Annotated in this window: 25 protein-coding genes, 3 pseudogenes and 2 other annotated features; of the genes and pseudogenes, 12 read left to right on the top strand and 16 right to left on the bottom strand. The window is 35.9% G+C overall.

The features are described 5' to 3' along the window. Window positions 1–43: 43 nt before the first annotated feature. The 4 genes from ACQKNI_RS13225 to ACQKNI_RS13240 all read right to left on the bottom strand — a co-directional run bounded on the left by ACQKNI_RS13225 (window position 44) and on the right by ACQKNI_RS13240 (window position 3,994). Window positions 44–1,360, bottom strand: coding sequence for an APC family permease (locus ACQKNI_RS13225; RefSeq protein WP_088232097.1), 1,317 nt, complete (start codon window positions 1,358–1,360; stop codon window positions 44–46). 65 nt (window positions 1,361–1,425) lie between these two features. Next, window positions 1,426–1,662, bottom strand: a binding site (T-box leader). Between the two features lie 290 nt (window positions 1,663–1,952). Continuing rightward, window positions 1,953–2,768 (bottom strand): hypothetical protein, encoded by an 816-nt coding sequence (locus ACQKNI_RS13230; RefSeq protein ID WP_088232096.1) that lies wholly within the window; start codon window positions 2,766–2,768, stop codon window positions 1,953–1,955. Window positions 2,769–2,898: 130 nt separating this feature from the next. Further along, a complete protein-coding gene (locus ACQKNI_RS13235) occupies window positions 2,899–3,681 on the bottom strand; it encodes a membrane protein insertase YidC (protein WP_088232095.1) in 783 nt (260 codons plus the stop codon). A gap of 28 nt (window positions 3,682–3,709) precedes the next feature. Next, window positions 3,710–3,994, bottom strand: coding sequence for a hypothetical protein (locus ACQKNI_RS13240; protein WP_088232094.1), 285 nt, complete (start codon window positions 3,992–3,994; stop codon window positions 3,710–3,712). A 276-nt stretch (window positions 3,995–4,270) separates the two neighbouring features. On the opposite strand from ACQKNI_RS13240, the gene ACQKNI_RS13245 reads away from it, so the two are divergent. Continuing rightward, window positions 4,271–5,164 carry a YitT family protein gene (locus ACQKNI_RS13245; protein ID WP_071712722.1) on the top strand — a complete coding sequence of 298 codons (894 nt, stop codon included), beginning with the start codon at window positions 4,271–4,273 and terminating at the stop codon, window positions 5,162–5,164. A 262-nt stretch (window positions 5,165–5,426) separates the two neighbouring features. Beyond that, a complete protein-coding gene (locus tag ACQKNI_RS13250) occupies window positions 5,427–5,813 on the top strand; it encodes a DUF3938 domain-containing protein (RefSeq protein ID WP_088232093.1) in 387 nt (128 codons plus the stop codon). Window positions 5,814–6,210: 397 nt separating this feature from the next. Here ACQKNI_RS13250 and ACQKNI_RS13255 read toward each other — a convergent pair whose 3' ends face one another. From ACQKNI_RS13255 to ACQKNI_RS13275, 5 genes and pseudogenes are all read right to left on the bottom strand, one after another. Beyond that, entirely contained in the window at window positions 6,211–6,351 is a 141-nt protein-coding gene (locus ACQKNI_RS13255; RefSeq protein ID WP_000404781.1) for a DUF3985 family protein, read from the bottom strand. Between the two features lie 96 nt (window positions 6,352–6,447). Then, window positions 6,448–7,530 carry a M50 family metallopeptidase gene (locus ACQKNI_RS13260; RefSeq protein ID WP_088232091.1) on the bottom strand — a complete coding sequence of 361 codons (1,083 nt, stop codon included), beginning with the start codon at window positions 7,528–7,530 and terminating at the stop codon, window positions 6,448–6,450. Between the two features lie 12 nt (window positions 7,531–7,542). After that, window positions 7,543–7,647, bottom strand: a pseudogene (locus ACQKNI_RS13265) (DUF3169 family protein); the annotation flags it as partial. Next, window positions 7,648–7,755: pseudogene (locus ACQKNI_RS13270) on the bottom strand (helix-turn-helix transcriptional regulator); the annotation flags it as partial. Between the two features lie 999 nt (window positions 7,756–8,754). Beyond that, window positions 8,755–9,369: a DedA family protein gene (locus ACQKNI_RS13275; protein WP_088232088.1), complete on the bottom strand. Its 615-nt coding sequence runs from the start codon at window positions 9,367–9,369 to the stop codon at window positions 8,755–8,757. Window positions 9,370–9,756: 387 nt separating this feature from the next. On the opposite strand from ACQKNI_RS13275, the gene ACQKNI_RS13280 reads away from it, so the two are divergent. The 5 genes from ACQKNI_RS13280 to ACQKNI_RS13300 all read left to right on the top strand — a co-directional run bounded on the left by ACQKNI_RS13280 (window position 9,757) and on the right by ACQKNI_RS13300 (window position 14,178). Next, complete coding sequence (locus tag ACQKNI_RS13280; protein ID WP_088232087.1) at window positions 9,757–10,200, top strand: DUF3978 family protein; 444 nt, start codon at window positions 9,757–9,759, stop codon at window positions 10,198–10,200. Window positions 10,201–10,229: 29 nt separating this feature from the next. Beyond that, on the top strand, window positions 10,230–10,691 hold the full coding sequence (locus ACQKNI_RS13285; protein WP_088232086.1) for a L,D-transpeptidase: 462 nt from the start codon (window positions 10,230–10,232) through the stop codon (window positions 10,689–10,691). Between the two features lie 366 nt (window positions 10,692–11,057). After that, window positions 11,058–11,723 (top strand): response regulator transcription factor, encoded by a 666-nt coding sequence (locus ACQKNI_RS13290; RefSeq protein WP_000148837.1) that lies wholly within the window; start codon window positions 11,058–11,060, stop codon window positions 11,721–11,723. Continuing rightward, on the top strand, window positions 11,701–13,137 hold the full coding sequence (locus ACQKNI_RS13295) for a sensor histidine kinase (protein WP_098357395.1): 1,437 nt from the start codon (window positions 11,701–11,703) through the stop codon (window positions 13,135–13,137). The genes ACQKNI_RS13290 and ACQKNI_RS13295 overlap by 23 nt, the downstream gene beginning before the upstream one ends. A gap of 138 nt (window positions 13,138–13,275) precedes the next feature. Continuing rightward, entirely contained in the window at window positions 13,276–14,178 is a 903-nt protein-coding gene (locus ACQKNI_RS13300; RefSeq protein WP_098253508.1) for an EamA family transporter, read from the top strand. A gap of 41 nt (window positions 14,179–14,219) precedes the next feature. Here the strand turns inward: ACQKNI_RS13300 and metG are convergent, their stop codons facing one another. Beyond that, entirely contained in the window at window positions 14,220–15,854 is a 1,635-nt protein-coding gene (gene metG, locus ACQKNI_RS13305; RefSeq protein WP_088232083.1) for a methionine--tRNA ligase, read from the bottom strand. A gap of 50 nt (window positions 15,855–15,904) precedes the next feature. Continuing rightward, window positions 15,905–16,175, bottom strand: a binding site (T-box leader). Between the two features lie 113 nt (window positions 16,176–16,288). On the opposite strand from metG, the gene ACQKNI_RS13310 reads away from it, so the two are divergent. From ACQKNI_RS13310 to ACQKNI_RS13320, 3 genes and pseudogenes are all read left to right on the top strand, one after another. After that, a complete protein-coding gene (locus ACQKNI_RS13310) occupies window positions 16,289–17,107 on the top strand; it encodes a class I SAM-dependent methyltransferase (RefSeq protein WP_088232082.1) in 819 nt (272 codons plus the stop codon). Between the two features lie 484 nt (window positions 17,108–17,591). Then, window positions 17,592–17,834, top strand: a pseudogene (locus ACQKNI_RS13315) (CHASE3 domain-containing protein); the annotation flags it as partial. Between the two features lie 144 nt (window positions 17,835–17,978). Continuing rightward, window positions 17,979–18,296, top strand: a complete 318-nt coding sequence (locus ACQKNI_RS13320) for a metal-sulfur cluster assembly factor (RefSeq protein ID WP_144559751.1) — start codon at window positions 17,979–17,981, stop codon at window positions 18,294–18,296. Between the two features lie 121 nt (window positions 18,297–18,417). Here ACQKNI_RS13320 and nprB read toward each other — a convergent pair whose 3' ends face one another. From nprB to ACQKNI_RS13350, 6 genes are all read right to left on the bottom strand, one after another. After that, window positions 18,418–20,067 (bottom strand): neutral protease NprB, encoded by a 1,650-nt coding sequence (nprB, locus tag ACQKNI_RS13325; protein WP_140417444.1) that lies wholly within the window; start codon window positions 20,065–20,067, stop codon window positions 18,418–18,420. 155 nt (window positions 20,068–20,222) lie between these two features. After that, complete coding sequence (locus ACQKNI_RS13330) at window positions 20,223–20,921, bottom strand: pirin family protein (protein ID WP_098253506.1); 699 nt, start codon at window positions 20,919–20,921, stop codon at window positions 20,223–20,225. Window positions 20,922–20,971: 50 nt separating this feature from the next. After that, on the bottom strand, window positions 20,972–21,382 hold the full coding sequence (locus ACQKNI_RS13335; protein WP_098253505.1) for a MarR family winged helix-turn-helix transcriptional regulator: 411 nt from the start codon (window positions 21,380–21,382) through the stop codon (window positions 20,972–20,974). A 112-nt stretch (window positions 21,383–21,494) separates the two neighbouring features. Continuing rightward, the gene (locus ACQKNI_RS13340; protein WP_088232078.1) at window positions 21,495–21,929 is read right to left on the bottom strand and encodes a DUF3920 family protein; all 435 of its coding nucleotides are present in this window, start codon (window positions 21,927–21,929) and stop codon (window positions 21,495–21,497) included. 231 nt (window positions 21,930–22,160) lie between these two features. Continuing rightward, window positions 22,161–23,360, bottom strand: coding sequence for a cation:proton antiporter (locus ACQKNI_RS13345; protein WP_088232077.1), 1,200 nt, complete (start codon window positions 23,358–23,360; stop codon window positions 22,161–22,163). After that, window positions 23,361–23,858: a cation:proton antiporter regulatory subunit gene (locus ACQKNI_RS13350; RefSeq protein WP_088232076.1), complete on the bottom strand. Its 498-nt coding sequence runs from the start codon at window positions 23,856–23,858 to the stop codon at window positions 23,361–23,363. Window positions 23,859–24,270: 412 nt separating this feature from the next. Here ACQKNI_RS13350 and ACQKNI_RS13355 point away from each other — a divergent pair, with 412 nt between their 5' ends. After that, window positions 24,271–25,704, top strand: a complete 1,434-nt coding sequence (locus ACQKNI_RS13355; RefSeq protein WP_427282426.1) for an alanine/glycine:cation symporter family protein — start codon at window positions 24,271–24,273, stop codon at window positions 25,702–25,704. Window positions 25,705–26,041: 337 nt separating this feature from the next. Beyond that, entirely contained in the window at window positions 26,042–26,482 is a 441-nt protein-coding gene (locus ACQKNI_RS13360) for a Dps family protein (protein ID WP_088232074.1), read from the top strand. Window positions 26,483–26,969 lie beyond the last annotated feature (487 nt).

Below are 26,969 nucleotides of genomic sequence, written 5' to 3' on the forward strand. Positions count from 1 at the left end.
TTCACAGCAAAAAAGGTAGGCGTATTATACGCCTACCTTTCAATCATGACACTTCACTTTTATTTTTCTTATTCAAATACCAATACACCGGAAGCCCCGTAAATACAATTCCAATCGATAAGAAGCAACTTACCGGATCGTTAATAATCGCACTACCGATTACAAAGAACGAACCTAAAATCGCAACGATTGGTACAATTGGGAATAACGGTACACTATACGCACGTTCTTTATTTTTATTACGTTTTCTTAAAATGAAGACACCAATAAACGTCATTACATAGAAAATATAAATGATGAATACGGAAATCTCAGATAGCTTATTCGGATCACTAATAAGCATTAAAATAATTCCTAAAATGATTTCAACAGTAATCGCATTTGCTGGTGTTTTAAATCTCGAATTTTCTTTTGCAATAAACTTAGCAAATGGAAGCTGTCCACGCTCTGCCATTGACATTGGAATACGTGGGAACGTTAAAATCTTTCCGTTTAAACAACCGAAAATAGAAATAATAATACCAATACTAATAATTTTCCCGCCATATTCTCCAAGTAGCATGCCCGCAGCTGTCGCTGTTGCATTTTCACCAAGATCTACAATTTGTGTTGCTGGTAATACATTCAGTAACGCCAAATTAATTAATACGTAAGCAGCCGTTACAATTAAAATCCCAACTGTCATTGCTTTCGGTAATAACTTTGTTGGATTCTTCATTTCTCCACCAATAGAAGCAAGTAGAATCCAGCCGTCATAAGCAAATAACGTTGCTAAAATTGCCATCCCGATACTTTGATTTTCTGATATCGGTACAACTACGTTAAAGATATCACTATTCCCTTTCCAAAAACCTAACACAACAATTAAAACGATCGGAATCATCTTCCCAACCGTCGTAACCGTTTGGACGATACCTCCATACTTTGTTCCCATACTATTTACAACGCCTAGGAACACAACTGTCCCAATCGCGATTGGTAAATTCCATACTTTATCTAAAGAGAAAAAATTAATCATTAAAGAACTAAAATACAAACCTAACGTTCCAATAATAGCTGGTCCATAAACAATTGTTTGCATCCAGCCTGATAAATACCCCCAAAAACTTCCGTAAATCTCCTCTAAATACGTATATAACCCACCATTTTTTGGGATTTGCGCTCCGATTTCAGCTACTGTTAAACCACTTGCTAGCGTCAACAGACCACCAATTACCCAAGCAAGAATAGCCATATTAGAACTCCCTGAGTAATCTAATACGCTCCCTGGTTTCATAAACACACCAGATCCAATAATAGTTCCTACTACGATAGAAAGTGCAACTGTTAAACCAATTTTGTTCTTCTCATCATGATGCATGCTGCGTATCCTCCTTCCAATTCTAGTGTGATGCAAAAATGAAATAAAAAAACACTCCTCCCTAAAAAAGGGACGAGTGTTGTATTCGTGGTTCCACCCTTGTTTCAATTCGTAAAGTTGCACACTTCACCAATTTCTCAAGTCTACATAACGGTTTTTGCCGGCAAGCAATTACTAGGTATCCGTTCACTGCTGCAGTTCAGAGGTGGTAATCCATTTTTCCGTATTAGGAAGCTCACAGCCAAAGACTTCCCTCTCTGAGAATCGTAAAAAATTGATCATGTCCTCATCATCACTTCTTGATGTCGAATTTTGTAGTTATTTTACATTATATTGAATTGTTAGAAAAAATCAATATATTTTTTATATAACATCAGAAATTTTTCTCTTCTTATATTATAACAGAAGATACAATACTTCTCTAATTCCCTTATACCTTCGAAGCAATATGATTGTAAAAAAATTATATCAACGGTTTCCGAAATATACCTATCCCCCCATCGAAAACGACAATAATAAAAGGAGGCTGTTTCAAGGACAGCCCCCTCACATACGTATCTTCCGATTGCCCCACGAAAGATACATAACTCAATTACTTATCTTCTTTTTTCATGAAAAATTTTTGATGCGGAAGATCCACATTCAATTCCTCTAATTGTTTCTTTTCATTTTCTAGAATGGCTTTCGCTTTTTCTTTCGTCTGATCGTCTAATCCCGCAAAGATGTCTTCATGCTTCGCTTTTTCTAGAAGTTTCACACCTAGTTTTGTTAATTCCTCTTTGGCTTGCTCACGTGTTAATTTCCCGGACTTTTCTTGCTCTAAGATCGACTTCGCTTTTTCTTTTGCCTGCTCGTCTAATCCTGCAAACATATCCTTGTGTTTACCCTTCTCCGGCAATTTCACACCTAGTTTCGTTAATTCCTCTTGCACTTGTTCACGCGTGAGCTTTCCTGATTTCTCTTGCTCTAAAATTGACTTCGCCTTTTCTTTCACCTGCTCATCTAATCCTGCAAACATATCTTTGTGTTTACCCTTTTCTGGGAACTTCACACCTAATTTTGTTAATTCCTCTTTGGCTTGCTCACGTGTTAATTTCCCAGACTTCTCTTGTTCTAAAATTGACTTCGCCTTTTCTTTCGCCTGCTCATCTAATCCTGCAAACATATCTTTACGTTTTTCTTTCTCCGGAAGCTTTACACCTAGTTCCTCTAACTGTTTCTTTGTATCATCCATAATTGTTTTCACTTTTTGTTTCGTAGCGTCATCTAAGTTCTTTTTCACCGTTTTTGTAGGCTGATCTGCTGCTGGAGTATTTGTTGCCGCAAATGCTGGGACACCCACTCCTCCTATAATTCCAAATGATAAAGCACCCGCAATTGCTAAATACCCAACTGTTTTCTTCTTCATAGGAAATTTCCTCCTTCATATTTCTAAAGCATGTACACTTTCGTATACAATACCCATAGTAATGTTGGTTTCTTAAAATTCCCTTAACGATTTAAATAAAAAAACACCGCTCGTGATGAGCGGTGTTTCTCTATGCATTTTGTAATTGTACTTCTTCACGTTCCATTATTTTTCTTAATACAATTGTTTGCGTCATTGTAAATAAGTTACCTGTGATCCAGTACAGTACAAGACCTGATGGTGCCGCAAATCCCATAAATAGAATCATGGCCGGCATCATAATTTGCTGTACTTTCATCATTTGCCCTTGCTCACCAGACGCCATATTTGATTGAAATACCTTCATTTGAATAAATGTCGTTAACGCTGCAATAATCGGTAATATATGATATGGATCTGCATGTCCTAAGTTCACCCATAAAAATGAAGATGTGCGAATCTCTTCCGTTCGGCTAATCGCATAATACAAAGCAGAGAAAATTGGCATTTGTATAAAGATTGGCCAGCAACCAGCAAGTGGATTCCAACCGCCTGATTTCATTAGTTCTGACATTTCTTTTTGATACTGCTTTTGTTTTTCAAGATCTTTGCTTACATCACCATATTTTTTCTTTAACTTCTGCAATTCAGGTTGCATTTTTTTCATTTTCGCTTGGCTACGATATTGTGAAACAGCTAATGGAATCATTGCTGAACGAATAACGAGCGTCATGATAATGATAGCAATCCCGAAGCTAGCTCCAGGTATATGATGAGCAACAAATTGAATCATATACGAGATTGGATATACGAAATAATGGTTCCAAATTCCCGTACTATGTGAATCTATTGTGCCTGCAGTACTACAACCAGATAAAACAAAAACAAGTACTAATGAAAAACTAATGAGCTTAGCTCGGTATGATTTTAACATGTTTATTCCTCCAATGTTTCGTAATTATTTAGCGAAACATTGGTGTATACGGACCGACCTCGTCACTCTCGTCACTCGATTCTTGTCTACGTACAGAACGAATCATTCCATATTTATAAAAAATGGAGAAAAGCGGTACAGTTCCGGTACCCTCTTCACACGTATCAACTAGTTTAAAAGCTCTTTGTCTACTGCTCGATGCTTGCTGACGCACAAAGCGAGAAACATTTGTGAGAAAGAAGACTTCTAATAAACAAAGCGCTGTCGTTACAAACGATATATATAGAATTGCATCCTGGAATAAAAACTCCATCGCTTCACATCCTTAATAAAGTCATTTTAGCACATTAGGCAAACATTCTCTATTTCCTTTTGTTTGCAAAAAATAATTTTGCATATTTTCTCAAAAAAATTATGCTAGGAAATTAATGTATTCGCTTTCTTTAGTATATTCACGCACATCAATGAATAGGTTTAATTTATTAGAAATTTATAAAATTTTTGCATTATAATAAAACTATTGCCAGTTTTTGAAAAAAGCTTTATTCTCTTCTTGTAATCAAAAATGAATATGGAGATGAAACATACTATGGGTCAACTAGGAGACGCCGATTACGTTCCCGACACCGCCTTTTTATCCTTCCCAGCAGCTAAAACATTTCATCTAGAATTTATCATACAGTTAATTGTTATTTTTATAGCTTCTATTTTGTATGCAATTTCTATGAATATGTTTTTTATCCCGCATAATATGATTAGCGGTGGATTCGCTGGTGTAGGGATGATTATCGGTTATTTAATGCACTACAATATCGGAGCACTTATCTTTTTACTAAACATTCCGCTTCTTATTTTAAGTCACTTTTACTTAGGAAAGAAGACAACCTTTTTAACAGCATACTTTGTAGCAGTATCATCTTTAGCGATGAATATTCTTCCCGTACACCAAGTTTCAGACGATATTTTACTTTCTTCTGTATTCGGTGGTGTCATCTGCGGTGCTGCTTCAGGAATCATATTCCGATTTGCTTCTTCAACAGGTGGTTTTGATGTCGTTGGATTGATTGTAGCAAAACATCGAGATATTTCGATTGGAGCAATCATCTTTGGATTCAACTTAATCTTACTTGTCGTAGCAGGATTTATTTTCGGATGGGATATTACGCTTTATACGTTAATTAGTCGGTTTGTAGTCAGCAAAGTGATTGATGCCGTGCATACAAAACATATTAAATTAACGATAATGACAGTTACAGAAAAAGGCGAGGAAATAAAAAGCGCACTACTACATCACGGCATACGTGGCGTGACAATGGTAGATGCTGTCGGCGGCTATACAAACCATAAGAAAAAAATGATTTACACTGTCGTAACTCGCTATGAGTTAGGCGAAATGAAACGTATTATCCGTCAAGTGGATAACAAAGCATTTATGAACATTACTGAAACAGTTGAAATTGTCGGCCGTTTCAAACGCATATAAAAAGGCGCAAGGAACTACCATTCCTTGCGCTTTTTATTTTTTACACTTATTACAAAATCAGATAATTCTATTATTATGCGCTCATTTATGTTATAATACAAAAAGAACGTATAGACTTTGGGGGTTTCTCTTAAGAAACGAGAAGTCAGGTATACACCAATCAACTTAGTTACTCTTCAATAACCTTTTAACAATTCACTTCAATTGACTATACCTACCTTTTTGACTTCCAAATCATCTTATTACACAGGGAGATGAACATATGAATCAATATATACGATATACAATAGCTGTCCTGTTTGCTATTATCGGCGGAACAATCTGCTTCTGGACAAACACTCAGCTTGGAGAGAATATCATTTTTAATGGAATCGAAACACTTGTAAGCGCTTCAATTTTAGGCGGATACATTTACTTCCTCTTCAATCCAGAAGAAAATGCACAAAAAACAATGTTATTAACAATGATCGGAATCGTTGGAGGATGTATTTCCTACTCAATGACAGACTATACAGTACCACTTCAATTAAGCTCAGCTTTCTTCCACGGTCTATGGACTTGGTTCATTGCATTCTGCTTAGCAGACATATTCAACCTATTACAAACTACTGAAGAAGATAGCGGTCGACAAATTGAAAGTAACTCGTAAGCTGGAAGATATTCTTCCAGCTTTTTTTGATTGATTTGCATACCCTAGTTGGTATTTACCAAAATATATCAGCGATTCTCCAAATATATCGAATGTTTCTCCACTTATATCAGCGATTTTTTCATTATATCGGCGATTCGACACAACTTATCGACCTACCGACATTTTTCGGCAACCTGTTCATCCTCTATGCCCGTCACCACAATAAAAAGAAGCTACCCCCACGGCAACTTCTTTTCCACATACCCCATCCAGTATTCACTGAAATATATCAACGATTTTTCAAATATATCGAATGTTTCTCCACTTATATCAGCGATTTTTTCATTATATCGGCGATTCGACACAACTTATCGACCTACCGACATTTTTCGACACTCAAAACGCACAATATACCCTATCCCCCAAGCAATTTACTGCCGAACTCTACGATTAAAAAGATAATTAATAGGATCGCGAGTATTTTTAATGCTACATACGCTACTTTAAAAACAGCATAAATAAGCAAGGCTATCAAAATAATCGTTAAAATTTCCATCTAGAATTCCTCCAAGCTTTGCTCTTCTTATCTTATTTTACTCGCCTCAGACTTTTTATGGAACGGCATAAGATGACATACAAAAAAGAGGATACCTCACCCATCGTAAGATACCCTCTCCTTTAGCCGCTCAAACCATTCTCTCTCTAATTGTAAATATCCCATTTCACTCCTCTCAGCATTCTTCAACTCTGTACCAGCTTTCTTCATATAAATACAAGAAGCTTCCATATCGCCCTCTAAATATTTAACAATTCCTTGTGTGCGATAATATCCGTTTAGATCCATTTTTGTAACGGCCTTCGCATATTTTTTTGCTTCTTGCAAAGAAAGGCTTTCCACCTGATAAAGAACTTTATATAAAAGATACCAACTATGAAAACTACTAACGAAAAACTTATTTTCTTTCGTCACAGGTAGTTGAACAATTTGTTCTACATACGGTATCGCTCTTTCCATTCCCTCTTGATCCGCTCTGGCATAAAAGACAAGCATAAGTCCGCTCATTGTCTCTCTTATACTTTTATTCTCTTTTAGTTTATCTTCGCTAAGTTTTACTAATCTCTCATCCCAATCTTTCGGCCTTTTATAATTAAATAACTCACTCGATACTTGAATCGTATATAAATGCTCTCTAGCCTTTTCATCATCTTTAATTAAAATAAGAAATTGCATACCATCGCTCATAAGCGTTCCTTTTATCGGCACGATTGTAACCGCGAAAATCACCAAATGGAAAACGGAAAAATATAAAAGATATTGATAATAACTTACCATGTATATGTAACCTGAAGTAATACCGAATAGTAAACTCACAATCGGTCCACCTAAAGTCATCCATGCCCATTTTTTTGAAAGATTCGGTGTCACTGTAGAAGGCGGTACTAACATTGCGACGCCACCAAAATAAGCCCATAATTTATTTTCTCGAATGCGTACTTTCCCCTTCTCTTTTTGAACAGTAATAGGCCCTACTGTCATAAATCTAAATTGTAAACCGCCTATTAAACCGAATATGACATGTCCTAACTCATGAATAGCTATCACTAACAATAAAATTCCAACTACTGCCCATATGTTCAACATCGTTTCTAATTTCTCGGTTCGGATTACTCCGTATAAAATGGACAGAACTAGCGCCGCTGTCACTGAACCAGCTGGCCTTTTTAAAATATCCACTTTTCTCTCTCCTTAATAAATCATTTTCCTATCTATTTCGTACATATATGTTACAACGTGTAAAACCAAAACAAATGAAGTCATAATGACCATAAGGAAGTTATTCCCATCTAACAACTTTACTTTGCTAATTGTTTGCTGCGATGAGCCAATCACTTTCCCTAAATCCCCTTGTGATAAACGATGCTTTGCTCGCAATTCTCTTACCCGATTTTGAAGCTTCATACCTTATCTCTTTTTTATGTATTTAATTAAAATTGTAAATAATATCCTTATTTTTATCAATTATAATTGTCATTTTGACGTGAATATATGTCAAAAAATATTATATATATTATGCTAGATATAACATATATAATATTTTTTAAGAACTACATAATTGAGGTGTCTCATGGATAAAAAAAGGATTTTTTCTTATGCTCTTATTAAATTTTCAGCGGCCTGTTCGCTCTTTTTTGCTTTTTTATTATTTTTCTTTATTAGAAATGATATGAACTTCTTTAAAACATCCGGATACTTAATTGGATTTTTATATAATTTTTGGCTTTACCTTCTTTTCTTCTACGCGATCTTATGCTCATTTGTAATTGATAAATTAAATTCAAAACATAATAGCACCCCAAGAAAAATTTCATTTTATATTTTATGTGGTTATTTATTCTTCCTCCCATTCCATATATACAATGGGGGAGATGTAATCGTAACTTTCATAATGGGATCTGTGGGGGCAATCTGTTCACTTTTCTTTTATTTATGTACCTGTATAGCAAATAAATACAAATGGTTTCGATATACAACCGCTATTATCATTCCTCTTCTATTCATTGCGCTATGCTCTATTGATTTTACTCAAAAAGAACAATGGGTTGAGCATAGTACAAAAAATACATTCGAGGCGAATTTCTCATATTTTAACGGTGCGCATAAAATACCCATTCATGTAAAAAAAGGAGAAACAATTGAGGTTAACGTAAACTTCCTTGTCACTGAAAATAGCGCCTACCAAGGTTATGGGACTTACTTTTCTAGTGAATTTAATAAATATGAACCCCTTTCCGAACGAAGTGACGATACGTACGAACTTTCACCTAGTAAAACGGGAACATATTATATAGTAGTGATTGGTTACGGTATCGAAGGAAAGATAAAAACAAATTGGAAAATAAAAAAGGCAGTGCCCAAAAGCACTGCCTTCCTAAATTCTGACATAGAATGGATTCCATATTAACTTGCGTTTTGTAAGAATACTCGTTTTAACTGTTTGCGGAAACGAACACCTAGCGTAATCGCTACAATCACAATAACCCCAAAAATAATTTTACCGATATGATCTTGTAAAACCCCAAAGATATCATGTAAGTTTCCACCTAACCAGTAACCACCGATTAAGAAGAATGATACCCAAAATAGAGCACCTGAGTAAATTGTAATTGCAAAACGACGGAATGGTAAATTAATGATTCCTGCAAAGTATCCTGTAAAATGGCGTACACCAGGAATGAAGAAACCAATAAAGATAAGGAAGTACCCATACTTATCAAACCACATTCTTGTTAAGTCGATTTTTCTTTGTGTTAAAAATACGTATTTCCCATACTTTTGAACAAAGGGCATACCTAATTTATTCCCTAAAAAGTATTGAATCGTCATTCCTACACTTGTCCCAATAAAGGATAGAATAATTAAAATTGGTAAACTCAAATCGCCCTTCTGTGCTAAAAATCCCGCATATGCTAATGTTGGCTCTCCCGGAAACGGAAGTGCAATATATTCTAACAGCAAGCCTACAAGTACAACATAGTACCCGTACTGCTGAAATAATTCATGAACCCATTCCATGTCATCTCTCCTTCCAATCACGTGCAACTTCTTACTATTATTGTATAAAAAAATTGTCGAAATAACTATCACAATAGCTTACATTTTTATTACATTTTTGTAAGGATTAAACTACAATTCGCCCTTTTTTCTTGAATGATATAAATTTTTTTCAAGGAGAGATAACAGCCAATCCGCCTAAAAATATACATTTTTCAACACTTAAATTACCTTTGTTTTGTTCTCAATAAAAAACCATCACAAACTCATACTAACTTCATATTAGCTTCATATACGTATTGTAAGATTATATCGGAATTTGTTGAAAAATTTAACTAATATATGACTAAACATGAAATTGAATAAATATAAGTCGCTTTTCGAAATTGAAAAAAGGGTGAATAAGAAATGGAAGCTTATAAAATGCACGATTTTATTAAAACAAATGTTGAATCTCATCAAAATGAAACCGTTTTTAATTTACACATATGTGAAACAAATGAGTTTGACGTAAGTTTAACAAAATCTACAACGCTGTCTTTTGTCGTTTCAAAAAAGAATATTAAGATTGCCACGAGAAAATGGATTAATTCAAATCAAGAGAGCATGGTTGGCAAAAGCTACATCATTCCAACGAAAGCGTTTCATTATTTCTTACCGATCATTTCTGAAACTGAAGATGAACTACATATTCAAGTTCAAAGTTTTGGACTACATGGTGAGCTTTTACTAAATGAAAGATTATTAATTGATAAAAACAACAAAAACAATGCAAAGATTACTACTTTCTTTGAAACATTAAATGAAAATGTAAATCAAGCATTACGAGGATTACAAATTCATTGTATGTAATACTACTACAATAATAAAAGGAGAATATAATGAAAAAATTATTATTAAGCGTTTTATTATCAGTAGTTTTTTTATCAGTCCCACATATTTCTGCTGAGGCATCATCAACGAACGATCAACTTATTGTGGACACAAACGCAAAGAAAATGGATTTTTATCAAAATGGAAAGTTTGTAAAAAGCTTTACTGTTGCGACTGGAAAAGCTGCAACGCCAACTCCAAAAGGCACTTTTAAGATCGTAAATAAAATTAAGAATCGTCCCTACTATACAGGAAAGATTAAAGGTGGAGATCCACGTAACCCACTTGGTGATCGTTGGCTTGGATTAAATATGGCAGGTACTTACGGAACTACTTATGCGATTCATGGAACGAACAATAATCAAGCAATTGGAAAGGCGACAACACTTGGCTGTATACGCATGTATAACAATGATGTACGCTGGTTATTTGAGCGTATTCCGGAGCAAGCTACTGTCACTGTAAAATAACTTAAGAACAAGATTTACGTGTAGCCAAGATTTTTAATATCTTGGCTTATTTTATTTCTTCATTTACAGTAGCAAAACGACTATACTTGCATATATAATGGGAATAGATTGTGTTAAACAATATTGAAACATTTATAAACATGGATATTAAAATTATACAGTTATAATATTTTATAAATTTTACAATACATACTATAATGGAATTACTGTAATTCCAAGATATTCAGTTAAGATAAACAATCCCCCCTTGCTACTTTTATGACTCTTTTATAGCGGGGGCTTATTATATGTATAAACAATCTGAGTCACTCGAAAAATGATGAATTTGAATATTGCAGTAAAAAGCGTTATTTAGGAGGTGTTACTATGACGCATATACTGGTGATTGAAGATAACCCAGATATACAAGAACTGATTCGTGAATTTCTAATGGCACAAAACTTTACCGTTGATGTTGTTGGCGCTGGAACAGAAGGTATACTTCTTTTCCAAAAAAATTCATACGATCTTGTCCTCCTTGATGTGATGTTACCAGATATAGATGGCTATAGTATTTGTAAAATTATGCGAGGACAATCTGATGTACCAATTATTATGTTAACAGGTCTACATAATGAGGAAAGTGAAATTAAAGGATTTGAATTAGGTATTGATGACTATATTACAAAACCTTTCCATTACACCGTATTTATTAAGCGTGTAGAAGCTGTATTAAGAAGGGCAGCAACGAAGGAAGCAGAAACTGCAACTATACTGCACTTCCATGAATTGATGTTAAATTCTACAGCATACGCCGCTTACGTTCATGGTAATCAAATTGAATTGACTACAAAAGAGTTTGAAATTATATATACTTTACTGCAAAACCGAGGAAAAGTATTATCAAGAAGTGATTTGTTGAATAAGGTATGGGGCTATGAACATTATGGTGATGTAAGAGTTATCGATACACATATTAAAAACTTACGAAAAAAATTAGGAATTCCTTATATTAAAACGGTGAAAGGCATTGGCTACAAAATCGAATCGTAGCAAAAACAACATCACCAAAAATATTTTCATCAAAACCTTATTATTTTGTATTCTTTTATCATTTTGTCTTTATCAAATTATTTATTTTCTAGCTTCAAACTATGATAAAGAACATTTTGCAAATGGAACGCAGACTACAGAACATGCGGATTCAGACAAACAAAACGAACAAAGTAAAACGAATCAAAATACAGCTGTTTCAGAGAGTAACATGTTTAATTTTCAATCTTCTATTATAGACTATAAAACACTCTCTAGAGCTATCAATCACCTTTTGCAGCCTAGCCAAACTGTAAAAGCAAAAGAACATGCACAAAGTATTTCGGGGGAAAATAGCGCTAATGTGCCACTTACAGAAGCGGAAAAGAAAGTCGCTAACAATGATGCCTTACATAAACAAACGGCAGCAAGTAAAACAAATGATACAAATGATAATCCAAAATTAGCAGATGCACTGCAGCAATTAGCTCCGCGTATTGGCGCGACAATGCTTGCATTATCTCTGCTCGGATCTTTAATTTATGCAAAACTAATTGCCAAACCTTTTCAATATATGAGCGATGCGTTAAAAGATATTATGAATCTTGATTTCTCAGATAAAAAGGCACTGAACCAACATACAGATCAAACAGATTTTAATTTACAAGTCGCTGCTTCACAAGTACCAAATATTGTGAAGAATTTACATGAAAGTAATCAAGATTTAAGAAATGAGCTCAAAAAGGAACAACAATTAGAACAATCTCGTAAAGAATTTATGTCTATGGTATCCCATGAATTAAAAACACCAATCGCAGCCGTTATGGGACAACTAGATGGCATGATTCACGGAATCGGAGCTTATAAAGATAGAGATAAGTATTTAAAACGCTCCTACGAAATGATGCAAGATATTAACGTATTAACGGAAAAAATGTCAGAATTATCCAAAATACAAAACCCTCAATTTAAACCGAATTTAGAAGTTATTTCATTAACTACTATTATTGAGGATGTTATGAAGAAAGTAGATTATTTTGTATCTGTAAAACAATTACATGTTCAATCTAATATTAAACAAGATGTACAAATTTTAGCTGACCCTAAATTTATTCAAACTGCTATTTTTAACATTATTTCAAATGCAATTCATTATACAATTGATCATCAGCATGTATATATAAAGCTTTATGAAAAGCCAAACGGTTACGCATTAGAAGTATTAAATACAGGTTCACAAATCGATGAGGATAAACTTGCTCATTTATTTGAGCCATTCTATCGCGCAAACCCTTGCAAACATGGATTAGTACAAGGTAGTGGTCTTGGGTTATATATTGTAAAACAAATATTAGATAAACATCAGTTTCCTTATGGAATACAAAACACACCTCAAGGTGTAAAATGCTCCATCGTATTCCCAAAAGCAATGTAAAAACCAACTCTAATTTCATACCCCAAATTCATACTTCGTATGAATGGCGGAATTTTGTAGAGTGTCTTACTCTGTTTCGTTCGCCCGTTATCCTTTTTGGATAGCGGGCGTTTTTTATTATTTATAAGGAGGATTTTTATGGAGAAGTTTAAGTATTCATTACTCGTTTTATTCGGCGCTTGTAGCTACGGCGTACTTTCAACTATTTTCAAACTTGGATTCATTGATGGCTTTTCAGCACAGCAACTATTAGGAGGACAATATGTCTTCGGATGGATTGGACTACTTTTACTCGTTCTTTTCTTTTCACGTCATACAGTAACAAAAAAGCAATTCTTTTCCTTACTAACAGTCGGAACAACGATGAGTATGACTGGGATTTTCTATGCTATTTCTGTAGAAGAACTACCAGCATCTATCGCTGTCGTCCTACTCTTCCAGTTCACTTGGATTGGTGTAGTTATCGAAGCAATTGCAAATCGAACATTTCCAAGCCGTGAGAAAGTTATATCTATCATTATTTTATTTACTGGTACATTGTTTGCAGGTGGTATCTTTGACGGCCTCGAACAAAATTTTTCTACAAAAGGGATTATCTTTGGACTATTAGCCGCTGTCTCTTTTTCATTCTATGTTTTTGCAAGTGGGCGCGTCGCTACAGATGTTCCGCCTTATACGAAAAGCTTTCTTATGACAACAAGCGCTACTCTGATCGTATGCCTATTCTTCCCGCCAACCTTTTTAACAGATGGTGCCCTACAAGCTGGTCTATGGAAATATGCGTTCTTCCTTGGATTGTTCGGTGTTGTTGTACCTGTCATTTGTTTTTCCATCGGTGTACCGAAAGTTGGAACAGGGCTTGGCACAATATTAGGAGCAGCTGAATTACCAACGGCCATTATCGCTTCTATTACACTTGTACATGAAGTCGTAACGTTCATGCAGTGGATTGGGATTATTTTTATATTGATTGGGATTTTCACTCCTCAGCTGCTTACAGCTAAAAAAAGAAAGAAACATAGTAGTGTGCATAGCGCATGACAAAAGACCTTTCATTTATTTGAAAGGTCTTTTTCTACATTTCACTTTACCGCTCCATGCAGCTTCTCTACCTCACGCTCAATTTGTTTTACATCGATTCGTTCAAATAATGGCTGCACGCTATCAATTCTATCCGGCAACGTATGTTGAGGTTCCCAATTTCGTTTTACAATCGACAATGTGTTTCGAACTCTTTCACTTGAAAATGGTAAAAATGGCTCAAGGAGATTTGCAAAATTAGCGATAAGATAAACACAATTATAAATGGTTTCTTCACATGAAGCTGGATCATCTTCCCTTTGTTTCCAAGGCTGCCTCTCATCAAAGTATTTATTTGCAAAACGTACTGCCTCAAATATTGTCTCTAACGCCACCTTGAATTTTGTTTGCTCAATCGCCTCTCCTACATTTTTATATAATCCTTCTACTTTATCTTTCAGCTCTACATTGATAGTTCCCTTCGGCACAATGCCACCATAATATTTTTCAACAAACTTTAATGTCCGGTTCACGAAGTTTCCATACGCCCCTAACAATTCACTATTATGGCTGTAAATGAATTCGCGCCATGAAAAGTCAGTGTCACGATTTTCTGGTGCATTGACTGTCAAAAAGTAACGAATAGAATCTGGATCGTATCGTTCCAATATGTCAGGTATCCATACTGCCCAGTTTTTACTTGTCGATAACTTTCTTTTTTCTACTGTTAAATATTCATTCGAAACGATATGGTGCGGGATTGCTTCCTCACCTATTCCGAGTAATACCGCTGGCCAAATGATGGAGTGAAATGGAATATTATCCTTCCCATGTACATAATATGTTTTTGCATCTCTATCCCAAAACTCTCGATCATCTTTTCCTGTTTCTTCAGCCCAATGTTTACTCGCTGAATAATAACCTGTCACTGCTTCAATCCATACGTAAACTTTCTTACCTTCATATCCTTCTACTGGAATTGGAACCCCGATTGGTAAATCTCGTGACACGGCTCTATCTTGTAACCCTTCCTTTACATATCTTTCTGTTAGCTGAATGGCATTGTCACGCCATGTTCCGTTTTGTTTTGCGATTTCTACAGCTCCTTTAATTTGCTCCTGAAATGTATGCAATGCGAAATAGAAATGCTCTGTTTCCTGTACAGATGGCGTACTACCACATAACTTACATTTCTTTTCTAACAAATCGAGTGGATCTAAAATGGCTGAACAAGCATCACATTGATCTCCTCTTGCTGCTTCATGACAATGAGGACAAATTCCTTCTACGTAACGATCTGGTAAAAACTGCGTACACGTTTCGCAATATGCTTGTTCCACTGTTTTTTTATGAATATGGCCTTCCTCTAATAAACGTAAAAAAACTTTTTGAACTGTTTCATGATGGTGCTCGCTATCTGTACGTGTATAACAATCATACGTAAAACCGAGATTCTGAAAACATCGCTGGAATTCTTCATGATACTTATCAGCAATTTCTTTCGCCGTTACACCTTCTTGTTTTGCCCGAATTGCAATTGGTGTTCCATTACAATCACTTCCTGAAACATACAACACATTCTCGCCTTTTGCCCTATAATAACGTGCTAAAATATCTCCAGGTAACAAACTAGCAATATGTCCAAGGTGTAACGAACCATTTGCATACGGCCAAGCGCCTCCAATAAAAGTACTCATCTTACACTCCTCCTTTACAATATAAAAAGCCCCACCCCTATCTTAAAAAAGATAAGGGCGGGGCTGTATAAACAGTCGCGGTACCACCTTATTTCGCCAATCACTCACATAATTAGCCTTAACAAGTACGGAGCTCTATGCTCTTATACTGTGGTTTTGATAACGAGTACCAACTCTCGTCGCCGCCTACTATTATCATGTGATAAGTTCAGGACGCAGCTCAAAGGCCATTGTTCAAATGAATATTCTTGCTTCTTCTCAGCTACCGAAGCTCTCTGGAAAGAATGTTTTCATCCTACTTTTCCTTTTCAACGCTTTTACGTATAACACGTATTTTACGACTAAATAACAGAAAAATCAAATTATATTTCAAAAAAACAGGAAATTCCCTCCACCCACCGAATACCTATACGTTCACGAAAGGAGTGATACTATTGAATCAAAAACAACTAAGCGCTATAAATGAAAAGAGCTGGAATGCAGCTGCTTATGAAGCTTGGACAAATCGCCACGGTGCACCAGCTGATTATGCTAAAAAGCTCATGGAAGATCCCGTGCGCGAAGTAGATCACTATTTACCTTACATACAATCTCCAAAAGGAAAACGTATTATTAATTTACTCGGGTCAAAAGGCAATAAAGCCGTTGCTCTCGCTCTCTTAGGAGCTGACGTAACGGTTGTTGATATTTCAGCAAGTAATGCAAAATATGCAAATGAGCTCGCAGAAGCTGCAGGTATCTCTATCCAGTATGTCGTTTCTGATATATTAAATGCGCAGCTCTCCGAATCATTTGATATCGTATTACTAGAACTTGGTGTACTTCATTACTTTCTAGATTTAAAACCGCTCTTTCAAAAAATTGCTACTTTACTAAAAAGAAATGGAACACTTATCCTTCGCGATTATCATCCAATGTATACAAAACTGCTAGGAGTAGACCACCCATCATTTCGGGCCAATGGAAATTATTTCGATGAAGAATTAATTGAAGATGATGTTGCTTACAGCATCCTTCTTACAGAAGCGCAGAAAGAATCGTTACCGAAAACAACCATCCGTCGCTGGACGCTAGGAGAAATTATTACAACACTTGCGGAAGAACATTTTAAAATTGAAAAACTAGTTGAAGAACACGGGTCTCATCAAAAGTGGGTATTCCCTTCTACTGCACCCGAAGGAATTGAAGAACGCGTGCCCGGTCTATATACATTAATTGCGACAGCATGCAAAAAAGGATCCCTTCACGGATAGGATCCTTTTTGCATGCTTACGCATATAAGTTGAGGTTGGAGATTACCATAATTCTGTAGAATAGGACACAAGATATTTCAACATTTTGTCTCTGACTTACGTCGTCAAAAAGGGGTATGACCAACATAACGAAGAGTAATGTCTTTAGTTGATACCGATAATCATTATCAACTAATTAGAAGTATACATGATGTTATTTCAAATTACAATAGCATTTTTAATATTTATTTATCAATCTCCAAATATACAAATATATACATTTCAAGAACAATTCCCCCTATCAATCTGTCACCTTTCACCCGCTTGAGGAAAGAGACCTTTTTCGGATAATGCGTTAAAATATATCTTTCTCTCTCTAATTCTGTCTGCTATAATGCCTAAAGGAAAGAAGAAAGCTTTATTCCAACTGGAGTAAAGCTTTCTTTTGATTTTACATCTATTAATTATAATACTAAGATTTTAAAAAGGAGGATTTTTTTATCACATGAATTTTTTCAGTATTAGAAAAAAACTTATGTTCATGATGGGAACGATTTGTGCTTTATTCGGCATCGTCTTAACTTTCATTTTATACTTCGCCATCGATCAGTCACATAAAGCTGAAGCATTACAACAAGAAATTTCACCTCTTGCAACTGAATTAAAAGAGCGCGGGGACGCTTATCAAGTACAGCTTTCTGCTTTAAGAGGTTATTTACTACAACATGATAAAGTCGAATTAGACCAACTCGTATCTCATTTTAAAACCGAATAGCTGTTCAAAAAAATATCCCTCCTCCAAAAGAGATATTTTTGAGCTCATTTCCTGCACATTATACACAATTCCGTTATAATGAGAATCGATATCATTAATATATAGGAGGTACTCCTTATGTCACAAGAGGCATTTGAAAATAAATTATTTGCAAACTTAGAGGCTGTTATTGACCCTGAACTAGGGGTTGATATCATCAATCTTGGATTAGTTTATGATGTTACCGCAGATGAAAATAATAATGCTGTCATTACGATGACAATGACTTCCATCGGTTGTCCAATGGCTGGTCAAATCATAGCAGACGTTAAAAAAGTATTAGCAACGAATGTACCTGAAGTAAATGAAATAGAAGTAAATGTCGTTTGGAATCCACCGTGGTCTAAAGAACGCATGTCACGTATGGCGAAAATCGCATTAGGTATTCGTGACTAAATAAAGTGAAACTTTAATCAGTCAGGGGTGTTCATCCCCCACTGATTATTAGCCTTCACCAATCGGGCGTTTGCCGGATAAAGAAAAGACCTGACGGCATAAGTCAGGTCTTTTTCTCTTATTATTTTACGCCTACAGCATCATAAGCTTTCGTTACAGCTTGTACAGCTTTAGAGTTTTTACCATATAAATCTTCTGCTGACTGAATTGCTGCCTGGCGCATCATTTTGAAATCAGAGTTTGCAGTTAAATATTTAGTAAGAGCACGGTAGTAAATTTTCTCTGTTGCTTCACGACCCACCCCAGTTACTTTCACATTGTAATGTGTGCCGCCCTCTGATACTAAATACGCAGCTTTATTGTTAATACTACTGTTAATATGAACGCCGCCATTATCAGCTGTTCCAGTATAGCGTTTATTGTAATGATCTGGGTAGCCTTCACTTGGTTTTAATGGGTTTGGAATAGATGCTGGATCTTTCAGAGAACGAAGTGCATCACCAGGTTTGCCAGGTGTATAAATGTCTGCACCTAAATCCCAGCTCTTCTTCTCAACCATAACACCCATAATATCAGATAACGATTCATTTAACGCACCTGATTCATTTTTATAAACAAGATTTGCTGTATGTTCAGTTACAGCATGTGTTAATTCGTGACCGATAACATCAAGTCCAGCAGATAACGGAATGAAAGTCTTTCCATCTCCATCACCATACATCATTTGTATACCATTCCAAGCTGCGTTATTCCAAGATTCCCCTACGTGAACAGTAGAAATAAGTTTCGCACCTTTATCATCGAAAGAGTTACGGTTAAATGTCTTTTTGTAGTAATCATATACTTTTCCTGCATTCACATGCGCATCAACTGCCGCTTTATCTTCGAAGAACTTAGATTTACTTTCAACTTCTTCTCCTGTATATCCAAGCCATTGTGAGAATAAATTAAACCAGTTTTCATCCATATTCTCTGCATCAAATGTATGGACACCTTGTCCTCGTTTCCCATCAAATAAGTTGAATGCTCCTGTCTTCTCATCTTGAGCAATTTCAAATGATTGTCTAGCGCCTAATACTCCATAGCCAAATCCTGTAATGTTATCTACAGCGTTATATTTCTCAATCACATTTCCATTTGTTGCATCTACAAAGTAGTGCCAATAGCCTGGAGCTGGTTTTGAAATCGATGCCTTAACTAAGTAAGCAAGATAGTAATTTCCATCTTTTTCATACACAAATAAATCTTTTTTCACACCATCATAATTCTTTACTTGACCAATCTCTTTCTCTATATCTGCCTTTGCAATTGTTTCTGCTTGCTCCGCACTAATACTTGCAAAGGTAGGAATATTTTTATCCTCTAAATTCGGAATAACTTGTCCGAAGAATGCCTTTACATTATTCTCTTTATCTAGCGTAACAGTTTGGTCTGAACCATACACAGGAATATTATTATGTTTCTCAACTAACTTCACATGTGTCGTGCCAGATTCAGCATCCTTCTCTTCCCCAACAACATTGAAATGTTTATCAATGTTTCCTGCTAGTTTAAACATATCTTTTTTACTTTCTAAATATTGAAAGACCGTTTCTTTTTTATCTAGGCCTTCCGGTGCTTTCCATTCTTCACCTATGTATGCAGGTGTTTTAAACTCTTGATGATATTGAATTTTTTGTTCTTCTGCTTTCGTTGTCGTTGCTCCAAATGTTCCAAATCCCCCGGCGATAACAGTTAACGCTAATGCTGATGAAATGACTTGCTTTTTCACTATAACATTCCCCATTCCCATAAAGATTTTTGACACTTTTATACAATTCTCGTTTTTCCAGTTAATACCTCTCCCTGAAATTTGAGAAAGTGTTTTCTGACAATTCCAATCAAAAAAGAGGCTTCCCTATCGGGAGCCTCTTTTCCATAAACGTGTTATTGTTTTTTCAATTCAATTGCTAAATAGTGTGATTGCTCTTTCGCTTCAATATGAATATCTTCTTCAATCGCTTCTGCCGCATCACGCATAACAAGTGCTTCACCATTTATTACACTACTTCCTTCAATTTGCACAACATACAATTGACGGCCTTCTTTCACAGGAAAATGAATTTCTTTTCCAGCCTCTAATGATAAAGAGTATACATTCGCATCTTGGTGAATTTGAATTGGTGCATCTCCTTCTAATGGCGATACCATGTGAAACCATTCATTTTCACGCTTGCTCCAATCAAATTTAAACTCACCATAGTTTGGTTTATGATCCGCACGATCTGGTAGAATCCAAATTTGTAATAAACGTAGTGTTTCATTTCCTAAATTATGTTCACTATGGAATACACCTGTACCAGCACTCATATATTGAACATGTCCGCGTTCAATTGTTCCGCGGTTTCCCATGCTATCCTCATGTGTTAAAGCACCATCTACAACGTACGAAATAATCTCCATATCGCGGTGTGGATGCATATCAAAACCAGTTTGCGTTGCTACTAAATCATCATTAATAACACGTAACGCTCCAAAATTCATGTTATTTGGATTATAGTAATTAGCAAAGGAAAAATGAAAATGTGTATTTAACCAACCGTGATTTGCTCTACCCATATTTTTATGATCAACTTTTCTAAACATATCCTTCACCTCATGTTATCTCGAAATCGAGATTTTTTTTAATATTTTTCTCACTGTAATTTTTTTAGTAATTGTAATAATTGATGTTGTTCTTCTTTATTTAAATTTTGAAACTGCTCCGCTTGGAACGTTTCTTGAGGCGACACGATTTCTCCATATAAAGCTCGTCCCTTTTCTGTTAGCGAAATATATTTCGTAGTACCTTCTTGTTCACGATGAATCCACTCCAGCTGCTCCATTTTATTTAAAAGCTGCGTGACATTTCCTTTCGTAACAAATAGCTTATTTCCAAGCTCTTGTTGCGTTAAACGATCGTGTCCTCCAATTTGAGCTAACACATCAAATTGAGCGGCAGATACATTCCATTCTTTCAAATGCTGATTCGTCTCACGAATACTCTTGTTATAAAAACGTGATAAACGAAACCATAACAGTAGCCCTAGTCTATCTTCTGTTTTCATTTCATCACCTCGCTCGTTTCATATCGTTAGTTTAGAACTAAACTTTATAAAAGTCAAACACTTATTTTTAGTAAGCAACAAAGAAAGCACAGCGCTACTTCTCCACTATGCTTTACATCAACTTTCTATTTTTATATTCATCTAATTTCCTCTCCGCGAATGCCCTCGCATCTTTCTCAATCCATCGCTCTTCATACCGTTCATTTTCCACTTGTAATACATCTCTCTCATGCTGCATCGCATGCCTGAATTCATGCAGTAACGTTTTGAGTACTTGTTCATACTCTTCCCACATACAAACGAAAATTAACTGTTTTTCTTTATGATAAAAGCCACCTACTTGAAATAGAAACTCTTCTTCTTCTTCCCCTAATGATAGAAGTACATCGTTTGCATCACACGTATCACAAAAAATAACTGGCGTTTTACATGCTTCAATAAGAGAAAACAAATCCTCTCTTAACTTTTTGACATCCCAAGGAAGCTCCGAATCCAACACATACCAATTCTCTGCCTGTTGATATACATTTTGAAACTGGAGTTCCATTTTTCTATAATCCCCTTTCCAAACTCCCTTTTCCTATATGTATGCCACAATATGTAAAATATTAAACATATCCTTCTCTAACAAATAACAACCAATTATTAATTTCTCACAAAAAAGGAATCTATTTAACTATAGATTCCTTTACGATAATGCTCTATATAAAGGGAAACTTTCATCAGTGGGTTTTATTCATCCCCCGCTGATTATTAGCCCACACCAATTGTTAAAAATTTATCTAGTCTTCATATCCCACTTAAAGATTTTATTTAAAAATTTATATACATTCTTTGACTCTTTCGTAAGAAGAGGTCCTAAGATCGATAATATAAGCACGTATAATGCTGAGAATGGTTTCAAGACTGACATTAAACCACCGGCAATACCGATATTGGCCATAATAATGGAGAATTCTCCTCTTGAAACGATTGTTAATCCAATATTTGTTGACGCCTTATGAGATAATCCAGCTTGTCGCCCTGCAATCATCCCTGCTACAAAGTTACCGATTATCGTAAGAAGGACAGCACCTAACGTTAACCATATCGCCCCGCCTAATGAAAACGGATCGATACTTAATCCGAAACTGAAGAAGAAAATTGCTCCGAAGAAATCTCTAAATGGAACAACAAGATGTTCAATTCGATCACTATGCTCTGTCTCAGAGAAAACTAACCCTAAAAGAAGTGCTCCGATTGCTTCTGCAACGTGAATAGTTTCTGAAAAACCAGCAATGAAGAATAAGGAAGCAAATACTACGATAATAAAGATTTCATCCGAACTAATATTGAGCAATTTATTTAATAACGGCGTAGCTTTTCTAGCCACAATAAAGAATAGAAGCATATATCCTAAAGCAATTCCAATTGAAGTAATGGCACCTAAGAAAGAAGCGTGATCCCCAAGTACTAAGCCAGAAACGACTGATAAATATACAGCAAGGAATATATCTTCAAACATAATAATTCCTAAAATTAACTCGGTTTCATTATTACCAGTTCTTCTTAAATCCACTAATACTTTTGCAACGATAGCACTAGAAGAAATCGTAATAATACCCGCAATAATTAAGATTTCTAGCAAAGGGAATCCCATTATAAATCCGTATAATAATCCAAGTGAAAAATTAATTAAAATATAAATCGTTCCGCCAATCGCAATAGAACGCCCCGATTTAATTAGTTTTTTCATCGAAAATTCTAATCCTAGGTAAAAAAGAAGAAACAAAACGCCAATCCGTCCGAGGAAGGAAATTACACTTTCACTCTCTATAAACCTGAGATCGATCACACCTAGTACCGGAGCGTGTGGCCCCACTAACATACCAAGAACAATTAAAAAAGGAATTACTGAGAATTTAAACTTTCCGGCAATTACTGCCGCAATTGCTACTAAAACTAAAGCTGTACCAACTTCAAAAATTAACGTATCCATCTAGTCAGTCCCCCTATTCGAAAGCAATTCGTTAATTATTTTTTTAATTTCTTCTCTCTCACCCGAAACTACAAGCATATCTCCTTCTTCAATTACTGTTTCTGGTCCTGGATTAAATAGCTTTTTCATGTTCTTCTTCATAACAGCTATGATCGTTACGCTATATGTTTTTCTTATTTCAAGATCTCCAATTGTTTTTCCGATTGCTGGAGCTGCATTCTCCACTTTGAACCACTCAATTGCTAAACCTTCAAAGACCATCTCAACCGTTTCTAATGCCCGAGGCTTATATACCATCCCGCCTAATATTGCTGCAATTTGTCTTGCCTCTGAGTCACGTAGTGAAATACTTGAAATACTCTCTTCATGGTCTGAATCAAAATGATACATTTCTCTACGTCCATCATCATGAATCACAATCACCATTTTTTCATTACCTTTCGTAACAACTTGAAACTTATAACCAATACCCGGAAGTTCACTTTCTCTAATATTCATGCTTAACTCCTCCTCAATAGTTTTTCGTTAGAATTTTCTGTTTTTCTGTCTTTTGTTCATCCAATCCATTATAGAAATTCTAGCCCTTCGGCATATCTGTCACTTGGAAATCTTTTATCGTAATAATAGGTGGCTCCTAAACAAATACTTGAAGATGTAAAGTAAAAAATAAATTACTCCTCATTTTCAAACTTTCAAGACTTACTTTCAACAGAGACTCTTCTTTCACTTTATCCCTTCTTTCTCACTTGAAATTTTGTTTTTTAAAATGTGAATAATTCTAAAAATAATTATTATGTAACTTAATCATAACATATAATACTTTTAAGTAACATAATTTTTTAGAAAAATTGATTCCGGTATATTTTTTGCATATAATTTTCTTATTACGAAAAAAAAGGAAGTGTATTATATGGTTGATATCTTTAGCAGATTCCTTGAGGTAACGAATAATATTTTATGGTCATATATTCTTATTGCAATGCTAATCGGCTTCGGTCTTTATTTCTCTTTTAAATTAAAATTTGTCCAAATTACTCATTTCGGTGAGATGGTCAGTTTAATTAGTAAAGGGTTTAATCGAAAAGAAAAGAAAAAAGATAGCATCTCCCCGTTCCAAGCATTTTGCTTAAGTGCAGCAGCACGCATCGGTATCGGAAACTTAGCTGGTGTTGCTTTAGCAATTTCTATGGGCGGACCTGGCGCAATATTTTGGATGTGGTTTATCGCAATTATTGGAGCAGCTACTAGTTTTGTAGAATGTACACTTGCGCAAATGTATAAAGTAAAAGATGGAAGCAGGTTCCGTGGTGGCCCAGCATATTACATGGAAAAAGGATTAAACAAGCGCTGGATGGGTGTTTGGTTCTCCCTCCTTATTACAGTTACGTACGGATTAATTTTCAATTCGGTGCAAGCAAATACAGTAACAATTGCGTTTGAAAACGCATTTGGACTAGAGCGAACGATAGTAGGAGCTCTATTAGCCGTATTAGTTGCGGTTATTATTTTTGGCGGTATTAAAAGCATTTCACGTATTACAGAAATGATTGTTCCTCCAATGGCAATCGTTTATATTGGTGTGGCTGTTTTTGTCGTTATTAAAAACTTTAATATGTTACCAAGCATTTTTATGGAAATATTTAATGGCGCATTCGGTTTAGAACAAGCCATCGCTGGTGGTATCGGTGCAGCAATCAAGTTCGGAATTCAGCGCGGTCTATTCGCAACAGAAGCAGGTATGGGTAGCTCTCCTAACGCAGCGGCAACATCAGATGTATCTCACCCTGCAAAACAAGGACTCGTTCAAGCATTAGGTGTATTCGTAGATACATTCTTAGTATGTACATCAACAGCATTTATCGTATTGTGCTCTGGACTTTACAAAGGATCAAACTTACAAGGAATTGAATTAACACAACAGGCACTAAGTTCACAAATCGGATCGTGGGCAAGCACTTTCTTAGCGATTATTATTTTCCTATTCGCTTTCAGTTCCTTACTAGGAAACTACTATTATGGTGAAACAAATATCGCATTCATTAAAGAAAGCAAAACATGGTTAATGATCTATCGCGTTGCAGTTGTCGGAATGGTATTCTTCGGATCAATCGCTGCCCTTCAAACTGTTTGGAGCTTAGCTGATTTATTCATGGGACTAATGGTATTCACAAACTTAATTGCCATCTCATTCCTTAGCAAATTCGCCTACGCTGCATTAGTAGACTATTTGAAACAAAAGAAACAAGGCAAAGACCCTGTCTTTGTTGCAAGTTCTATCCCTGGCTTACAAAATACAGAGTGTTGGGATGGACAGGATGTAGAAGAGCGTAAACAAGCTGTATAACAATTAAAAGCGGAAGCGGCTTGCTCAGAATGTGAGGGGGATGGAGCTTTTGACGTAGAGGCGCTCTTTGCCTCGCAGGAAAAAGCGAAGCCACCGAACATTCTAGCCGCTGGAGCTGGATAATAACTAAAAGCGGAAGCGGCTTGCTCAGAACAAGAGCCGTATCTCAAACAAAATCCCTATTACTTCACCGTAATAGGGATTTTTTATTTACAACAGTTCATAATTTGTTCAAATAAATTCCAGCAAAAGGCTTGATTTATACAGATTACTAGATTATAATAATTATAAATTAGTAATTGATATCACATAACAACTCAAAAGGAGATTGATCATAATGAACAAACAAGTAATCGAAGTATTAAACAAACAAGTAGCAGACTGGAGCGTTTTATTCACAAAACTACACAACTTCCATTGGTACGTAAAAGGACCTCAATTCTTCACATTACACGAGAAATTTGAAGAACTTTACACAGAATCAGCTACTCACATCGATGAAATTGCAGAACGTATTTTAGCAATTGGCGGCAGACCAGTAGCAACAATGAAAGAATACCTAGAAATATCTTCTATTCAAGAAGCAGCATACGGAGAAACTGCAGAAGGGATGGTCGAAGCAATCATGAAAGACTATGAAATGATGCTAGTCGAACTGAAAAAAGGCATGGAAATCGCTCAAGACTCTGACGACGAAATGACATCTGACCTACTACTAGGCATCTACACAGAGCTAGAAAAACACGCTTGGATGCTACGTGCGTTCTTGAATCAATAATATATTTAAAAGCGGAAGCGGCTCGTTCAGAATGTGAGGGGGATGGAGCTTTTGACGTAGAGGCGCTCTTTGCCTCGCAGGAAAAAGCGAAGCCACCGAACATTCTAGCCGCTGGAGCTGGATATCACTAAAAGCGGAAGCGGCTCGTTCAGAACAGGAGGGTGTTGGAACTCCTGATTACGAGGCGCTTTTTGCCTCGAATGAAGGAGTGAAACAACCGACTGTTCTAGCCGCTGGAGCTGGATATCACTAAAAGCGGAAGCGGCTCGTTCAGAATGTGAGGGGGATGGAGCTTTTGACGTAGAGGCGCTCTTTGCCTCGCAGGAAAAAGCGAAGCCACCGAACATTCTAGCCGCTGGAGCTGGATATCACTAAAAGCGGAAGCGGCTCGTTCAGAACAGGAGGGTGTTGGAACTCCTGATTACGAGGCGCTTTTTGCCTCGAATGAAGGAGTGAAACAACCGACTGTTCTAGCCGCTGGAGCTAG

Origin of the sequence: Bacillus sp. NPDC094064 (assembly GCF_050279585.1) — a bacterium.
In the GTDB taxonomy this organism is placed as follows: domain Bacteria; phylum Bacillota; class Bacilli; order Bacillales; family Bacillaceae_G; genus Bacillus_A.